Here is a 17,582-nt window from a genome sequence, read left to right as displayed (position 1 = left end):
GGATGTTCAATGCCCAAAACAGTGTTGATCACCGGGAGTTCGACCGGACTGGGAAATACAACAGCGAAGAAGTTTGCGAAGGAAGGATGGAATGTGATTGCGACGATGCGCAAACCGGACCAGCGCTTGATTGAGGAGAATCCCGAACGGATTTTCGTCACCGGGCTTGATGTCACTAAGCCCGCTTCCATCGAGGCGGCCATTGCGGCAGGGATCAACAGGTTCGGCCGGATCGACGCTGTTGTGAACAACGCCGGAGTCAGTATTCTCTCGATATTTGAGGCAACACCCATGGACATTACCCGCGGAATTTTCGAGACGAATGTCTTCGGTGTCATGAACGTCATTCAGGCAATCACCCCTTATTTCCGTGAAGAAGGCGGCGGCACAATCATCAATATCACTTCAAACGTAGGCTTTGCCTCCAACCCGCTCCTGGCCGTATATGTCTCAACCAAGCATGCCATTGAGGGACTGTCCGAATCACTCTCGTACGAACTGGAATCGCAGAATATTTCCGTCAAGCTTGTGGAACCAGGAGCCATGATTACTACGAATTTCTCGTCGAACACCATGGCCGCAACTCAAAACCTGTCCGTTCCGCAAGCGTACCAGCCTTATTACGAACATATGATGAACTGTATGCTGGACTATCCGTTTGAGAGTTCAGATGAGAATCAGGCTGCAGATCAGGTGTATGCCGCTGCATGTGATCCGTCTGACCGGCTGCGCTATCTGGCAGGTCCGGACGCAGAAGAAACAGCAAGATTGAGATGGTCCCAGTCAGAAGAGAAGTACATGAAGACCATGCGGGAGCTGTTGGGGCAAACGGCGTGGCGAAATGGACAAGCCGGCATTCAATAAAGAATACTAATTCTGCTTCACAAAGGATGGTTGGAGAATAGAGGAAAAAGTACATCCGGAACTTCAAAATATGTTTTCCGGTTTACCAAAGGTTGTATATACGCGAGAGAATTTGGCAGCGCAGAGGAAAGAGATGCAGGAGTTTACTGCCGGAATGGCGGCATCGCTGCCTTTTAATGATGAAGTCCTGATCTCAGAAAGAAAGGTTCCGGGTGCAGAAGGGGAGCCGGAGGTCCGCATTAAAATATACGAGCCCAGAGTGAAAAATCAAACTCTCCCGGGTGTCTTATATATTCACGGCGGAGGATATATTCTGGGGTCCGCCGATATGATGGACTTTACCCTGCAGCAGCTGGTATCAGAGCTCGACTGTGTCATTGTTTCTGTGGATTACCGGCTGGCTCCGGAGCATCCGTTTCCGGCTCCTCTCGAAGATTGCTATGCTGCACTCACCTGGTTCTCCGAAAACGCAGAATCACTGGGAAGCGATTCATCCAGAATCGCAGTATTCGGCCCAAGCGCCGGCGGCGGATTGACGGCTGCTCTCTCCCTGCTGGCAAGAGATAGAAACGGCCCTCCGATTATGTTTCAAATGCCCCTCTATCCGATGCTTGACGATCAGCTCCTTACAAGGTCCAGTAACGAAATAACAGATGACAGAGTATGGAACAGAGCCAAAAGCCAATTGGCCTGGGAAATGTACTTAGGAGAACAAGGCCAAGAATCCCTGTATGCCGCTCCGGCACGGGCAGACGATTTGTCAGGACTTCCGCCCACATACACCTGCGTCGGTGACTTAGATCCGTTTCGCGATGAAACGATTCAGTATGTGTTAAGGCTCACGCAGGCGGGTGTGCCGACTGAATTTCATTTGTACCCCGGATGTTTTCATGGGTTCGAAGAATACTTTCCTTCTGCGGAGATCAGCCAGAGAGTTGTGCAAGAATATTACACGGCTCTGAAGCATGCCTTATACAAATAAACAGCTGATTTCTTCAGCATAACAGATAGAGGGGGCGCATTCGCTATGGAATGCGCCCCCTCTATCTAAGGGCTTAGGCTATTTCGGCTGGCGGGTGTATTTTTCATCCACATTCTCGCTGTACAGATTGGCCTCATTGCCGCCATGATTCTTGGAGCGGTACATGGCCAGATCGGCGGCGCGGAGCAGATCATTGATGCTGCTGCCATGCTGTGGATAGAGGGCTACACCAATGCTGGCAGAGGTATGGAAGCTGGAGCCTTTGTTGACCGACCAGGATTTATTGAACAGCTGGAGCAGACGCGCCAGCATTTCATCTAGCATTTCCGGACTTGTGAACCGGTGCAGCACCACCGCGAATTCATCACCGCCGATGCGGAACGCCTGGCCTGAGCCCTTAACGGTCTGCTGCAGCTCCCGTGAGAGCAACTGCAGGAATTCATCGCCTGCCAGATGGCCCAGCGTATCATTCAGCTGCTTGAACCGGTCGCAATCCAGCAGGGCTACGGCAATCTCCTGCCGGCGCTCCTCCGGCTGGTTAATCAGGTTCTCCATGTACATTTTGAAATGGGCCCGGTTGGGAATGGCAGTCAAATGATCATAGAAGGCCAGCTTGTGCAGCCGTTCCTCATATTGCTTGCGCTGGGTAATCTCACGCGATACCAGCATGAATTGTGCAGGGAAAGCCCGGCTTCCCGGAATAGGTGTGACTTTGGTCTCCAGCCATACCCAGTGCCCTTCTGCCGAACGCATACGCAGCTCGGAAATCCGCGGTGAAGCCTGAACGACACTCTTCAGCTTGGCCCAGGAGATCTCGGCTTCGCGGATATAATTGGAGAGAGGGGCGCCCTTGCTTGGAACATACCCAAGTACACTTGAATGTGATGGGGATGCGTACAGGATCAGGCCATTGTGATCGGTCAAAATAATGAAATCGGACATGGTTTCGCCGATCAGCTGGTATAGTGATTTCTCTTCCAGCATTTCATTCTGCAATGAGATGAGTCTGCGGCAGAGATAAATAATAACCAGGACCAGCAAGAACAGGAATACTGAATAGACGGCAAACAGCGAGCTTTTCAGATTCTTGAACTCGAGAATAACCTGCCGGGCATAGCTGTCAATCAGACCCTCGGCAGTATCCAGCGTCCCCCTTACCTGGGTGAGCTGGGTATGAACGGCCAGCGGGGAGTAGGCCGCGGGGTTCCAATCACTTTGAACCCGCTGCGAGATCAGTTCCCTTCCGTTATCCTTCCAGAGCTCAAGTGAGGTCTCGAACTGCTCCAGCTCGCTTCTCAGCTCACCCAGCAGCAGCTCACTCTGCTTCATTCCATTGTATGGACTCTCTACAGAATCCAGATTATAACGGGCAGTACTGACCCGCTGCTGCGCCTGGGCATTATTGTCCTCGAACTCCTGCGAGAGCACACTGCGCTGCGCATCGGTTATATTGCCGCTGTGCGAAGTCTGAAGCGCGATGGCAGACTGATGCAGATCGCGGTCGGCATTCAGCAAGAGCTCGGAGTTCTGGTATACATCACTGTATAAGGAATCCGATAGTTTATTCATTGTATAATTCAGATATAACAGGGAGGCAACGCTGACGCCAACCAGAAGAACGGAGATGGAGGTGAATAATAGGATTAATCTGCGTGTACTTGTGATTTCGGAAAAAACTGCCACTGTCATCCTCTCCCCGCATAGAACTTTGCGAATCTCATTGGTGTACCTTGGGTGCATGCGGAACTTATCCTTATGCGGCAAATGGCTGTTTGCTGGCATGATAAAGAGAGTTTATGTTAGCGAGTCCTATAAGCAGGGGAAGAAGGAGGGAAATGAAAGAAAAAATCCCGGTTTAACCGCGGTTTCTTTTCACCAGTATATAGGACTACCTTCATGCAGAGCAATTGCTGAAAAAATAATAAGCCTCATCATCTCCTGCTGCCGGATTTACGGGTCGTCAAGCGAACCGGGAAACCGGGAAGGAAATTGCTTGAGACATATCACGTGCTACTTATTACGAAGATTTATGTATAACTTACTACTATAAGTATTCTACCCTTGAGACCTATTACCCACATTTATTGCAAACGATACCCTCCCGGGATCAATTAAAAGTTAATTTTGCTGAAACGGCTGCAGTTTACCCGGAAGGGTTGGATGGAACAGGAAAATCCGCCAGCCTCAACCAAATGCGAGACGGACGGATGGAGTAAATAAGATATAAGGCTCGTTATTACAGGAATGCTAATCATTTCGCAGCGCGTAGATAGGCCGCATTCTGGCTGCCTTGTTAGCCGGGATCATTCCGAAGACAACCCCGATGATCAAGGAGAATGTGAAGGAGATCAGGACCATGTTCCAGGATGTCGCCACATTCATGGTTGTATATTTCCCCACGGCCCAGCTGGCACCAAGCCCCAGCCCGACTCCGATCAGGCCCCCTGTTCCGCTTAAGACTACAGACTCAATCATGAACTGCATCATGATGTTGATTTTTTTGGCCCCGATCGCTTTGCGGATTCCGATCTCCCGCGTCCGCTCGTTAACGGAGACAATCATGATATTCATGATTCCTATGCCGCCGACGAACAGGGAAATGCCGGCAATGCCGCCAAGTGCCATAGAGAGCGTATCACTGGTCTCGTTTACCGTTTCCAGCATTTCCTGAGAATCGAAGACAGAGTAGGAGTTCTCCGCACCGCTGAATTTGGCATCGAGCGTAGACTCCAGCTCGGTTTTTACCTCCTCCACATTATCGTTGGAAGTAGTTGTGATGGTAATCGAGCGGACCCCCTTACTCTGCAGGAACCGTTCAGCGGTTGAAATAGGAATCAGAATCTTCTCGTCGCTGGAGCCGCCGCTGGTTGAGCCTTTGCTCTCCAGCAGACCGACGATCTTGAAGCTGCTTCCGTTGAGCTGTACCTTTTGGCCCACAGGATCATCCGTGCCGAACAGATCCTCAGCCGTATCTGTTCCGATCAAGGCTACCTTTTGACGGTAATCTGTATCAATCTCCAGCAGAAACCGTCCGGATTGCACATGGAAATCCTGGACTTCCTCATAGGCAGGTGTTATCCCTTCAACGGATACTGAAACGTTCTCGGTCCCATTCTTGGCGGTAACATTCCCCGTAATTACGGGAGATACATTCTCCACCCCTTCAATCTCTCCAAGTGCCAGAGCTTCCTCGTAAGTTAAGGAAGTCGTTGCCCCGCGTCCCATAATGTTAACCGTCAGCTGGTTGGTTCCAAGAGAGCTTAAGGATTCCGTAATCTGCGAAGTCGTACCCTGTCCTACCGAGACGAGGGCGATTACGGAGGATACACCGATAATGATGCCCAGCATCGTGAGGAAGGCTCTGATTTTACTGCTGAGAATACTTTTAAAAGCCATTTTCATGCTCTGATACAGCATCATGAGTGGGACACCTTCCGATCCTCAACGAGATCCCCGTCCTGAATCCGGATAATCCGTTTGGCCTGCTCGGCGATTTCGAGGTCATGCGTGATTAGAATAATAGTATGTCCCTGTTCATTAAGCGCCTTGATCATCTCCAGAACTTCCTTGCCTGTCTTGGAATCAAGCGCACCAGTCGGTTCATCGGCAAGCAGGATAGGAGGGGTGCCGGCAAGGGCGCGGGCGATGGCCACACGCTGCTGCTGGCCTCCCGACAGCTCGGACGGACGATGATCAATTCTGCTCTCCAGGCCTACCCTGACCAGAGCATTGCGGGCAACCTCTCGGCGTTCCCGGTGAGACATTCCCCGGTAGATAAGGGGCAGCTCCACATTCTCTACTGCCGATAATTTCGGCAGCAGATTGAAGTTTTGAAAGATAAAGCCGATTTTCTCATTGCGGATCTGGGCCAGCTTGTTGTCTGACAGCTTGCGGATTTCCTGGCCGTCCAGGAAATAATCACCTTCATTCGCAACATCCAGGCACCCCAGCATGTTCATCAGGGTCGACTTGCCCGAGCCTGAGGGTCCGATGATCGCAACAAACTCACCGTAATCGATGTTGAAGGTCAGGCCCTTGAGGATCGCCATTGATTCTCCGGCCATGGTATAGCTGTGCTGCATGTTCTGAACCCGGATTAACGGTTCGGAGGTGCTCATCGTCCGCCACCGCCTCCGGAGAAGCCTCCGCCGCCGCCCGTCATTCCGCCGCCAGCACCGCCGCCAGTGAAGCCGCCGGTCATTCCGCCGCCGCCGAAGCTGCCGCCCATACCGCCTTGCATCTGTGTCTGCTGGGTGGATGTGTTGCCTGTTGAGATCACAGTTGGAATGATCACTTCATCACCTTCATTTAAACCGCTCACGATTTCGATGCTGCTCTCATTGTGGATGCCTACCTCTACGGCAACCCGTTTCTGGCCGGATGCTGAGCTTGCTGCAGTTCTGCCGCCGGATGCGCCGCCCGGGAACTCGCCTCCGCCGTAGCCTCCGCCACCGCCGCTGCGCATGCCCCGGCCGCCGCTCTGGCCTTCTCCGCCTTGCCATTTCCCGCTTGGAGGGCCGCCTGCCGCATCACCGCTCGAAGCCTGGCCGCCCGCCGCATCACCGCCCGGAGCTTGCCCGCCCGCCGCATCACCGCCCGGAATCTGGCCGCCCGCCGCACCGTTGTCCGTTGCCGCAGATTCCCCGCCTTCGGTCACAGGCACATTCACGTAATATTTGCCGTTCACTTCGGATACCGCCTCGATCGGCACGGTCAGAATATCATTTTTCTCTTCAATGGTAATCGCCACTTCTGCGGACATGCCAACCAGTACTCCCTCAGAGTCATTCAAGCCTACAGTGACATTGAACAGGGAGACGCCGTTTGAGGAGGTTCCTTCCTTGGCGATATCAATAACCTTGCCGGCAAACTCTTTATCCTCAAGCGCATCCAGCGTAATCGTTGACACCTGATCCAGCTTGATCTGAGGAATATCCAGTTCATCCACCTGTACAGTTACGCTCAAATTAACGTAGTCAGTCATGGTGAACAGCTCTGTACCATTCTGAGCCTGTTCGCCGTCCGTAATATTTACAGCTGTAATCGTTCCGTCGATAGGAGCCGTTAACGGATCTGGCGGAACCATATCCTCATAGATGGCAGCAATGGAATCCTGCTGATCGGCAATATCGCTTTTGGCTTTATCAATGGCTGTTTTTGCCGATTCCAGCTCTTCATCTGTAGCATTATTCATCGCGATTGTTTTGTAGTTTTCCTGCTTGTTCGTAAGCTCGGTTTTGAGGTTCTCCAGCGATTTGTTGGCTTCCTTCAGCTTGTCATCGAAATCGCCCGCCACAAAGGTAATCAGCACATCGCCTTTTTTGACGACATCGCCTTTTTTAACCATGACTGTATCCACTTCACCGGCTTCTTTGGTGCGGATGCTCTCACTGTTAATTGCCGAAACGGAACCGGAGCCGGAGACACCGACGAGGATATTTCCCTTGGTCACCATTGAGGTATTCATGGGAGCGGCATTGACCTGCGGGTTCTGATCCGGCCATAATACATAGCCCAGAATACCTGCAATAGCAATAACAACAACGGCTGAGGCAATAATCATTTTCTTCTTCTTTTTCATTCAGATCCTCCATCTTACTCAAATAATATAAGGGGCCAGTTGTACCTGAGAATCTTAAGAACCGCTTGCTTCGGTGCTGCCATTGCCTGCGGCCGCTGTAGTGCCGGTATCCGTAGTTGAAGCTGCTTTGGTCACAACATCGACGGAGTAGACCTGTCCGCCAAGCTCTGTCCGCTGGCCTTGGAATTCGTCGTACAGAGTGAGCTTGTAAGTGCCTCCGCTTAAGTTCTTGAACAGTGAGCTGGTAATGGTCGTTGTGTAGGAGCCATAAGTTCCTACTGCTAAATCTGTTCCAAGGGACAGCGTTTTCTCGAAATATTGTCCATACGGGTCAGTAATGTGCAGAATCAGCTTATGGTCGAATGCTCCCATCTGGTAAGTTGTATCCCGCGAGAGATTGTAGTTAAATGCCAATGCAAGACTGGTGGTGCCTGATGTAATGGTGCCAGTGGAATTTGATATGGCCAGCGTGTAAGGATACAGGGACACAGAAGTCAGGTTGGCAGCAGGCGTAGGCACCACAGGAGCCAGAGTCAGTGCTGATGTATTCACATAAGCTGTAGCCGCGGTTCCGGCTGAAGTCAGCTTACCGTCTGCAATCTCCTGGCTGACATACAGCTGGAGGCCGTTTGTGTCCACGGCAGCTGGTATATTAGCCCAGAAGTTAACCAGGGTCTTGCCTGCCGGACTTGTGGAACTCTCCGACTGGACCGCAGTTGCCTCGAAATACTGTCCGTCTGCGGTTTTGAATTGTCCATACAGCCGGGAGAGGTCAGTCTGCCGGGTTTCTTCACTGTTCATTTCTACTTCACTGTATATGAGGTTATTGCTGGTTCCGCTGTATACAAGGGTTGAACGTTCCTTCACGCTGGCTTTTTTACCGGTCGACGTAATCTTGAACGATTCACCCACAGCCAGAGGCGTAATACCGCTGCTAAGCCCGTCCGTTGTGCCAAGAGAGAGGAACTGGGTAGTGCTGGTGCCGGAAGTTTCTTGAAGAATGATCTGGGCCTGGCTGAAATCGAGCGTATAAGGCACGCGGGCAAGAACCGAGACTTGCGTGCTGGCTCCAGGCGCAAGAACCGTGCTGGTACTCTCCGTATATAGCTGTGAGGACGAGCTCAAATCCGTCAGGTCCACTTTCAGAACACCGGTAAGTGCAGGCAGAGTAATCGTTTTGGAGGAATGATTGCTGATGGTGACCTTAGCCTGTACGATATCTTCGCTGCCCCATGGCAGACGCTGCAGGGAATTCAGTGTGACGCCGAAGGTGCCGTAGCTGTTGGTAATGCTGTTCTCTGTAGTGATATGAGTGTTGCCCGCCAGGGAATAAGGGATTTTGAAATAGGCTACAGGCAGTATTACTTTACTTGAACTGGTGCTGGTCTCACTGCTGCCATTACTGCTGTTGCTGCCGTTGCTACTGGTGCTGCTGCCCGCAGGGGCAACCATTTGCAGTTCGAGCGTATCCTGAGCCAGCTCAAGCGGAACGCTGGCGGTTAGTTCAATCAGCTTTTCTTCCAGCGGCTTTAAGGTAAGGGAGCTGAACGCAGTCGTTGTTACCGGGAAGGTATAACCTTCAGCGGATTTGACAGCAAGCTCATACGCAGGCAAAGTCACTGCTTTGGTGCCGGCATTTCTAAGGGTGAGCTGATAACTCCATACGGCATTGCCATTGTCTGCATGCACACTTGCGTCCGCGAGCTTCATGTCAACAATATTGCTGTCGATGGAGATCTTCTTGGTATAGCCGGCCGCCACGGTGAAATCAGCTGTACCCGCAGCAGGAAGGGAATAGGAGGAGACTGGAAGATAGAGCTTCAGCCCTTCATCCAGCTTGGCGATCTGCAGCGTCATCTTGGTGACGTTCATGTAGGATGGAATCTCAGTCATATAGTAGAGCGTCTTCTTCTCCTGAGGCTGAACCTTGTATTCGGAGCTGCTGTCATCCAGCGTGAGTGTGAAGGTAGAGCCGCCCGAGGATTTCAGGTATAGGCTGTAGCCCGGGTCGGTGAGCACTTTGGTGCCCAGATTCGTTATACTGAGTCCAACCTTGGCATAGACCTTGCCGTTATATTTGTAGATTTGTGCAGACTCAGCCTTGGTGTTGACCGGAATGCTGCCGAGTTCAACTTTACGGGTCTCACCGGTAAGGGAGGACAGCGAATAATTAGAAGGAATGGTGAACGTGCCGATGCGCTGTTCATAATTGGCGGCACTGAAATTCCAGCCGTACATGTTGATTTTGAGCCCTTTGGCCGAGGCGGCTGTTCCGATATTCGCATAATATGTAATGCTGGTGCTCTGCTTAGCAGCGATCTTTTTGACAGCACTGTCTGCGCTGACCGGGATTCCCTTAATGATGCTGCCGCCGGCAGTCACGATTTTGGAGAAATAATTGACCAAATTGATGCTGCTGCTTGCATTGTTAGTATAGGTGAGTGTATAAGTAAGAATATTTCCGCCGGTTTGGCTCTGAATGCCTACATTGCCCAGCTTCACACTAAGCGTGGTGCCGAGCTTGATTGCGCTGAGGCCTGTAAGACTGGAGACTTCCGTTACTGTGGCAGCTGTTTTGGCAGTGGTTGTACTGGCCGTGGCAGCAAACGCCGTGGTTCCCGCGATCCCCGCGAGTTGACTTGCAGCAAATGTACTGAGTAACAGCAGAACAAATGCCTTTCTTCGTTTAAGCATGAAATTCCCTCCCTGTATAAAAGCCGATACTATCCAAAAGCCGCCCTGTTCTAATGAGGACAGCCAGGCTTATCTCAAAAGGGAAAATATCAAAATTGGCTGAACGTTCGCTGAAAAAAAGCCCCCAAAACCGCGCTGAAGCTTAAAGGAAGCTTAAAGGAAGATAAAAATTAACCTAAAATTGTGCAACTTGTCAAAAGCGCCGTTATTGCATATAATAAATAGACATATCTTCCGAACTGGAAGATCGAGTATATTTGACACAATCCGCATAAATGCATTGATGGAGAAGAGTACGCAGTGCCTGGCTTACAGGGAGGAAGCGCCGCAGATTGAGAGCGTTTCTAAGAGAGCAGAGCTGCCGAAGTTCACTCCGGAGCAGTTCCCTGAATTCCATTCAAGGCTTCCTTGAGGGACACAGTAGGGGATACCGGCCGCAGACCGTTATTTCTGTTAAAGTGAGACATGTCTCCGCCGGTCCGAAAGAGGGAATATTGCTCTTAAGGGAAGCGTCGCAGCCGTCTAACAAGGGTGGTACCACGGTCTTTTCGTCCCTTTACCGGGAGGAAAGGCCTTTTTTTGTTGACAATACGAGATTTAAGGGGGCAGTACAAGGCATGAAAGAGAAATTGGAAGCATTGAAGGCCGAGGCATTGGCTAAGCTGCAGGAGGTAACCGATCCGCAGATTCTGAATGATTTGCGCGTCAAATACCTTGGCAAAAAAGGTGAGCTTACGGAGGTTCTGCGCGGTATGGGCGGACTCAGCGCGGAAGAACGCCCGGTGATCGGCCAGGTGGCCAATCTGGTGCGCAGTGCCATTGAAGAGGTAATCGGCACGAAGCAGGAAATCTTCCAGCAGCAGGAGACACAGAACCGCCTGAATGCGGAGAAGGTCGATGTGTCGCTGCCGGGCCGCGGCCTGCCGCAAGGCGGAATTCATCCGCTGAACCGCGTAATTCAGGAGATTGAGGATATTTTCATCGGCATGGGCTACCGGATTGAAGAAGGTCCGGAAGTAGAGACAGACTACTATAACTTCGAGGCTCTGAATCTGCCGAAGAACCATCCGGCCCGCGATATGCAGGATTCCTTCTATTTAACAGAAGATCTTCTGATGCGCACACAGACATCTCCGGTGCAGGTCCGCACGATGCAGGCTATGAAGGGCGAAACTCCGGTCAAAATCATCTGTCCGGGCAAAGTATTCCGCCGCGATGACGACGATGCGACCCACTCCTTCCAGTTCCATCAGATTGAAGGCCTGGTTATCGGCCGCAATATCCGTATGAGCGACCTGAAGGGCACCCTGCTGCAGTTCATGAAGGAAATGTTCGGTCCTACAGCAGGCATCCGCCTGCGTCCGAGCTTCTTCCCGTTCACCGAACCGAGTGTTGAGGTAGACGTGAGCTGCTTCAAATGCGGCGGCGAAGGCTGCCGCCTCTGCAAGCAGAGCGGCTGGCTGGAAATTCTCGGTGCCGGCATGGTACATCCGAATGTGCTGCGGATGGGCGGCTACGACCCTGAGATCTACAGCGGCTTCGCTTTCGGCGTAGGCGCGGAACGGATCGCGATGCTGAAGTACGGCATCGATGACATCCGCTACTTCTACACGAACGACATGGGCTTTGTGAAGCAGTTCAAGGGGATTTAGAGATTTGGCGGGTGTGCGGGGTGCGTGGGATTGGAAGGGTTGCAGTAGATTTTGAGTTGCTGTTTCTATACCTGTTAAAAATGAACCGGAGGGGGAATTTTGGAACTGTAGGAGCGGTAGCGTCCGCCTTTGTGTTTGGATTTCTACCGCGAATAGCGGTTTGAATCAGGAAATCCAAACACAACAGCGGCCGGAAGTCCAAATATTCCTTGCAGGGGCACTATTAACAGAGAGTTTTGAAGCAGGAAGGAAAGATCGTGCAGCGGCTTACTGGCAAGCGCGTCAAGCATAGGGCGGCATGGAGATAAATACATCTGAAACAAAAGGAAGTGTGCGAAAATGAAAGTATCAACCGCCTGGCTGGCTGATTATATATCGCTGGACGGGGTGACCGCTGATGAACTCGCGGACAAAATCACTACCGCCGGCATTGAGATTGACGGAGTTGAACGCCGTAACAAAGGGATTTCCGGAATCGTAACCGGCTATGTGAAATCCAAAGAGAAGCATCCGGACGCCGACAAGCTGAACATCTGCATCGTGGATGCCGGACAGGGCGAGGATCTGCAGATTGTCTGCGGTGCCAAGAATGTCGCAGCGGGACAGAAGGTTCCGGTCGCACTGGTTGGCGCTAAGCTGCCCGGACTGGAAATCAAGAAAGCTAAGCTGCGCGGCGTGCTGTCGCAGGGGATGATCTGCTCGGCCAAAGAGCTGGGGCTGAACGACAAGCTGCTGCCCAAAGAGCTTCAGGAAGGTATTCTCGTATTGCCTGAGAATACGGAAGTCGGCCAGGATATTCTGAAGGTGCTTGGCCTGAACGATGAGATCCTGGATTTCGACCTGACGCCTAACCGCTCCGACTGTCTGAGCATGATCGGTGCTGCTTATGAAGTGAGCGCAATTCTGGGCCGTGACCTGCAGCTGGCAGATCCGGCGGCAGAGCTTGTGGAAGCAGGCGGACGGGCAGCGGATTCCATCACTGTCAATATTGAAAATGAAGAATACTGCAGCCATTATGCAGTGCGTTATATTGCCGGTGTGAAGACAGCTCCATCCCCGCTGTGGATTCAGAACCGCCTGATGGCGGCCGGGGTACGCCCGATCAACAACATCGTCGATATTACCAACTATGTGATGCTGGAATACGGACAGCCGCTGCATGCGTTTGACGGTGATCAGCTGGCAGGCGGAACGATTGGTGTGCGGTTCGCTCATGAAGGCGAGCTGCTGACAACACTTGACGGCCAGGAGCGCAAGCTGGAGCCGCAGATGCTTGTCATCGCTGACGGGTCAGGAGCTATCGGCCTGGCTGGCGTTATGGGCGGATTATCGACTGAGGTTACAGCAAATACCGTCAATATCGTATTGGAATCCGCCAAATTCGACGGCGGGACTGTACGCAAGACCTCGCGTCAGCTGGGTCTGCGTTCTGAAGCTTCCCAGCGCTTCGAGAAGGAAGTCGATCCGAATGCCGTCATTCCTGCACTTAACCGTGCAGCTGCTCTAATCGCCCGCTATGCCGGCGGCTCTGTGCATGAAGGTATTGTTCAGGCAGGCAGTGCCTCTGCCGAGGAGAAAGTACTGACCCTGTCGCTGGAGAAGCTGAATCAATATCTGGGTACCGAGCTGTCTTTGCTGGAAGTGAAGACCCTGTTTGGCCGTCTGCACTTCAAGTGCGGTGATGCTGCCCAGGGAATCGTTGAAGTTCAGGTTCCCACGCGGCGAGGCGACATCAGCTATGATGTGGATCTCATAGAAGAGATTGCCCGCCTGTACGGATATGACAACATCCCGACAACCCTAATTGAAGGGACTACTACACCGGGGGCACTCACCAGAGAGCAGTTCCTGCGCCGTGAGCTCCGCCGCCTGCTGGCTCTTGGCGGGTATCAGGAGGTTATGGGCTATTCCTTCATCCAGCCGGAACAGAGCAAGCTCTTCCCGGCACTTGCGGACGGCAAGCTCTCCGTGAAGCTGGCGATGCCGATGAGTGAGGAACGCAGCGTGCTGCGTACCAGCCTTCTGCCGCAGCTTCTGGACATTGCCCTCTATAACACCAACCGCCGTCAAGGCGATCTGGCGCTGTTCGAAATCGGCAATGTTTTCTTCACTGATGAAGAAGTGCTTACCCGCCAGCCCGGTGAACTGCCGGTACTTGGACTGCTGCTGAGCGGTACACGTGCTGCCAAGCAGTGGAATGTAGCGGCCGAGCCTGTAGATTTCTTCGATCTTAAGGGGGCGCTTGAAACTGTATTTGCCCACCTTGGCCTTACGGACCGCATAATCTATGAAGGGGATGCTCCTGAAGGCTACCATCCGGGACGCTCTGCTTCGGTCTACCTGCTGCAGGCTGAAGGCCGCGATAAGATCGGTACCATCGGACAGCTGCATCCGGAACTTCAGCGCCAGATGGATCTGGAGGATACTTATGTAGCTGAAGTGCTGCTACAGCCGCTATATGATGCGGCGCGTGCCCAATTACAGTACAGTGAGCTTCACCGCTTCCCTGGCATGGAACGGGATATTGCGGTAGTTGTAGACGCAGAAGTTCCTGCAGGGCACCTGATAGCTTCCATCCGTGAACATGGCGGAACACTGCTGCAGAATGTGCAAGTGTTCGATGTGTACACCGGCGGCAAAATGGAAGCAGGAAAGAAGAGCGTAGCCCTCTCGCTGCTGTACCGTCATACGGACCGTACACTTACCGATGAAGAGGTTGTGGAAGTGCATGACAGAGTCGTTTCTGCCCTGGAGCAAACTTTTGGCGCAGAATTAAGAAAATAGCAGGAATTGTGCAAAGCCGCAGCGAATCCATTTAGAAACCGATTCGCTGCGGCTTTGCTGTACCCTTGTGAAGTACGGAGTCCGGTTTAAATCTATGAAATGAACACGTTTTTTTTGCCAAAGGTTAAGGAATAACGCTACAATAGCAGTAAGGAAATCAGCTTAGAATCCGCACACATACAAAGGAGGGCACAACTGTGGCTATGGACCGGACTCGTGTCGCCGTGGAGATATACGGAACTTCCTATAAACTTGTCGGAAGCAGCACTGAATATATGAAGCAGGTTGCCCGTTATGTCGATGAGCATATGCGTGCAATATCCAAATCACATTCCAGACTGGATACCCCGCGGATCGCGGTGCTTGCAGCTGTACATATGGCAGAGCAGGCTATCCAGGTTCAGGATTTCAAGAATGAATTGAATATGCTGACCGGTGAACGTACCGAGTTGCGCGTGGAGGTATCACGCCTTCAAGAGGCGCAGCGCGAACGGCAGGAAGAATACGAGAAGCTTGAAGCGGCTGCCAAGGAAGAAGCGGCGCGGCTGATTGCCGCCGTGGAAGAAGAACGCGCAAGGCATCTGGAGCTGCAGGAGCAGGAGCGCCAGATGCACGTACAGCTGCTGGAGGAAGAGAAGCAGGCTGCTGCTTCCAGCCGCGGGCAGCTGACAGATGAACTGCAGGCGCGCGAAGCAGAGCTGAAAGCGCTGCGGGAGACTTATGAAGCAGAGCAGGCTGCAAGCCGCGAAGCTGCAAGACAGGAGCTGGAAGCGGCTGAAGCGTTACGGCTGCAGCAGCTTGAAGAGCTGAAGGCTGCTCATCTGCAGGAGCTGGAGCAGCTCCAGGAGACACTAACCCGTGAGAAAGCGGAGACGTTGGCAGGTCTGGAGCAGGAGCTGATTCAGACCCGGGAGTCTATGGGCAGTGAGATTGTTGAGATCCGTACTACCTTGAGCAAGGAGCTCGCCGATACCAAGGCAGCGCTCACCAGTGAGCTCAGCGGAGAGCGGGAAGCGTTTGAGAAGGAGCTGGCCAAGAATAAGGAGCTACGGCAATCCCAGGGGACGCAGGAGCACAGGCACAAGCAGCAGCTTCAGGAGCTGGAGAAGCAGCTTGGTGAGTTGCGCGGCGGAACCGGGCAGCTACAGTCCCGGCTGCGCGCGGCGGAAGCCGGGCTCAAGGGCGAGCGCGATGCGCGCCTGACGCTGCTCGCGCAGTACGAAGCTGTGCTGAAGCGGGAGGAGCAGCTTGGCGAAGAGCTGCGCCTTGCGGCAGAGCAAGGGCAGCAGCATAGCGCAGAGCTGGAGGAAGTGCGCCAGCGTTACGTGCAGGCGCAGGATGAAGCAGCGGGACTTAACAGTGCGCTGCAGGAAACAGCGGACAAGCTAAGTGCAGCACTGGAAGAACTGCAGACTGCCAATGAGCTCAGCGGTCTGCTGAATGATGAGCTGGAGGGGCTGCGCCAGCGTTATGAGCTGACGCAGGAAGAAGCGTCGTCTCTCCGCAAATCTCTGCGGGAGACGACGGATAATCTGAGCCGGACACAGGCGGAATTTGACCGTACCGCGCTTGAAGCAAGCTCCTGGCAGGAGCTGGCGAACAAGCATATGGAGGATATCGGCGAGCTGGAGATGAACCTTCTGGAAGCCGGGGAGAAATCGGCAGCGCTGCAGCGTGAAGTCGAGACCCTCCGCGGACAGGCGGATGGAATGGTGCAGCAGCTTGACCTGGAAGCCCAGCTTCGTGCTGAGGCAGAGCAGGAAGCTGCCCTTCATCAGGAAGCGGCAGAGGCAGCCCGTAAGGAACTGGCGGCGCTGCGCGGCCGCTACGAAGAGCTGATCGCCCAGTATGATGAAATTTTGCAGGATGGCGAACAGCTGAAGGAACGTTATGAGCTCCTGGAAGCTGAAGGCGAGGAAGCTGCGCGGCGTCTGGAAGAGCTGTACGAGGCGGGCCGCGAAGCTGCCGCAGCGGCGGCGGAGCAGCAGGAGGCGCTCCGCGAGACCAGGGAGTACGAAGCTTCATGGAAGCAGAAGTACGAAGAGCTGCAGCAGCGCGAGCAGCAGTGGAGCGAGCAGGAGGCGAAGCTGCGTGAGGAGATTGAGATCTGGCAGCAGGAAGCCGGGGACGCTGAAGCCCAGGCGGAATCCGTGAGCCGCTCGCGCAGCGAGACTGCGCAGCAGCTTGGGGAGATCGGCGAGAGCTACGAGCTCGTCCAGGGCCAACTGCGTCTGGTTCAGGCCCAGTTCGAGCTGCAGCAGGGTGAGCTGGACAAGCTCTCCCAGGAGCACCGCAGCCTGCAGGCGGAATATGCCAAGCTGCAGAGTGAATATAATGAATGGATTCAACTGATCGAACAGGACAGTTGAATGGCGGATGCATTAACGAAAGAGCTGTTTTAAGCAGGAGACTGCTTGGAACGGCTCTTTTGCTGTTTAGGGGGAGTCCCACTGAGTCCACCTGAAGTGAATGGTAAGGAGCATCAAAGCAACCTTGATTTCTTCAGAAGCGGACCAAAGGGCGGGAATGAAGAGCCAAAGTGCACCTGAATCCGCAAATAGTAGGTGGCAGGCTGAGCGGGAATGTATGCGAAAAACCGAATACAATGCTCCTCCGAGCGAGTAGATGAGCCGAATGTATGCGAAAAATCGAATACAATGTGCGTCTGAGAGAGTAGATAAGCCGAATGTATACGAAAAACCGAGTACAATGGGCCTCCGAGCGAGTAGACGAGCCGAATGTATGCGAAAAACCGAGTACAATTAAAGGGATAAATCCCTCTGAATCCGCCGAAAGTGGGCGACATGAGGAAATTAAAGGGAAAAATCCCTCTAACTCCGCCAAAAGTGGGCGACATGGTGAAATTAAAGGGATAAATCCCTTTGAATCCGCCGAAAGTGAGCGGCATGGGGAAATTAAAGGGAAAAATCCCTCTGAACCCGCCCAAAGTGGGCAGTAGGAGTAAATGAGGGGCACTAGTGCCCCTGAACCCGCCCAAAGTGGGCAGTAGGAGTAAATGAGGAGC

The 17,582-nt window shown here is 53.0% G+C and carries 10 protein-coding genes and 1 other annotated feature; of the genes, 5 read left to right on the top strand and 5 right to left on the bottom strand.

Annotation, left to right across the window (positions count from 1 at the left end):
• Positions 1-9 precede the first annotated feature (9 nt).
• Together NSQ73_RS23090 and NSQ73_RS23085 are read left to right on the top strand one after the other, a co-directional pair.
• Positions 10-864: an SDR family oxidoreductase gene (locus tag NSQ73_RS23090; protein WP_340988330.1), complete on the top strand. Its 855-nt coding sequence runs from the start codon at positions 10-12 to the stop codon at positions 862-864.
• Positions 865-901: 37 nt separating this feature from the next.
• Complete coding sequence (locus tag NSQ73_RS23085) at positions 902-1,846, top strand: alpha/beta hydrolase (protein WP_445669682.1); 945 nt, start codon at positions 902-904, stop codon at positions 1,844-1,846.
• Positions 1,847-1,924: 78 nt separating this feature from the next.
• Here the strand turns inward: NSQ73_RS23085 and NSQ73_RS23080 are convergent, their stop codons facing one another.
• The 5 genes from NSQ73_RS23080 to NSQ73_RS23060 all read right to left on the bottom strand — a co-directional run bounded on the left by NSQ73_RS23080 (position 1,925) and on the right by NSQ73_RS23060 (position 10,121).
• Positions 1,925-3,529, bottom strand: a complete 1,605-nt coding sequence (locus NSQ73_RS23080; protein WP_340988328.1) for a diguanylate cyclase domain-containing protein — start codon at positions 3,527-3,529, stop codon at positions 1,925-1,927.
• Between the two features lie 564 nt (positions 3,530-4,093).
• The gene (locus tag NSQ73_RS23075; RefSeq protein ID WP_340988327.1) at positions 4,094-5,266 is read right to left on the bottom strand and encodes an ABC transporter permease; all 1,173 of its coding nucleotides are present in this window, start codon (positions 5,264-5,266) and stop codon (positions 4,094-4,096) included.
• Positions 5,263-5,964 carry an ABC transporter ATP-binding protein gene (locus tag NSQ73_RS23070; RefSeq protein WP_076242620.1) on the bottom strand — a complete coding sequence of 234 codons (702 nt, stop codon included), beginning with the start codon at positions 5,962-5,964 and terminating at the stop codon, positions 5,263-5,265. The genes NSQ73_RS23075 and NSQ73_RS23070 overlap by 4 nt, the downstream gene beginning before the upstream one ends.
• Complete coding sequence (locus NSQ73_RS23065) at positions 5,961-7,427, bottom strand: efflux RND transporter periplasmic adaptor subunit (RefSeq protein ID WP_340988326.1); 1,467 nt, start codon at positions 7,425-7,427, stop codon at positions 5,961-5,963. Before NSQ73_RS23065 ends, NSQ73_RS23070 begins: the two co-directional genes overlap by 4 nt.
• Positions 7,428-7,481: 54 nt before the next feature.
• Entirely contained in the window at positions 7,482-10,121 is a 2,640-nt protein-coding gene (locus tag NSQ73_RS23060; RefSeq protein WP_340988325.1) for a hypothetical protein, read from the bottom strand.
• A gap of 271 nt (positions 10,122-10,392) precedes the next feature.
• Positions 10,393-10,680 (top strand) — a binding site (T-box leader).
• A 58-nt stretch (positions 10,681-10,738) separates the two neighbouring features.
• Between NSQ73_RS23060 and pheS the strand changes: the two genes are divergently transcribed.
• From pheS to NSQ73_RS23045, 3 genes are all read left to right on the top strand, one after another.
• Entirely contained in the window at positions 10,739-11,773 is a 1,035-nt protein-coding gene (pheS, locus tag NSQ73_RS23055) for a phenylalanine--tRNA ligase subunit alpha (protein ID WP_171718878.1), read from the top strand.
• Positions 11,774-12,112: 339 nt separating this feature from the next.
• On the top strand, positions 12,113-14,557 hold the full coding sequence (gene pheT / locus NSQ73_RS23050) for a phenylalanine--tRNA ligase subunit beta (RefSeq protein ID WP_340988324.1): 2,445 nt from the start codon (positions 12,113-12,115) through the stop codon (positions 14,555-14,557).
• 197 nt (positions 14,558-14,754) lie between these two features.
• Positions 14,755-16,926 carry a hypothetical protein gene (locus NSQ73_RS23045; RefSeq protein ID WP_340988323.1) on the top strand — a complete coding sequence of 724 codons (2,172 nt, stop codon included), beginning with the start codon at positions 14,755-14,757 and terminating at the stop codon, positions 16,924-16,926.
• The last annotated feature ends 656 nt before the right edge of the window (positions 16,927-17,582 follow it).

Origin of the sequence: Paenibacillus sp. FSL R10-2736, assembly GCF_038000245.1 — a bacterium.
Classification (GTDB): Bacteria; Bacillota; Bacilli; order Paenibacillales; family Paenibacillaceae; genus Paenibacillus_AQ; species Paenibacillus_AQ phytohabitans.
The sequence above is the reverse complement of the archived record's forward strand: the minus strand, read 5'-3'. Positions and strand labels throughout refer to the sequence as shown.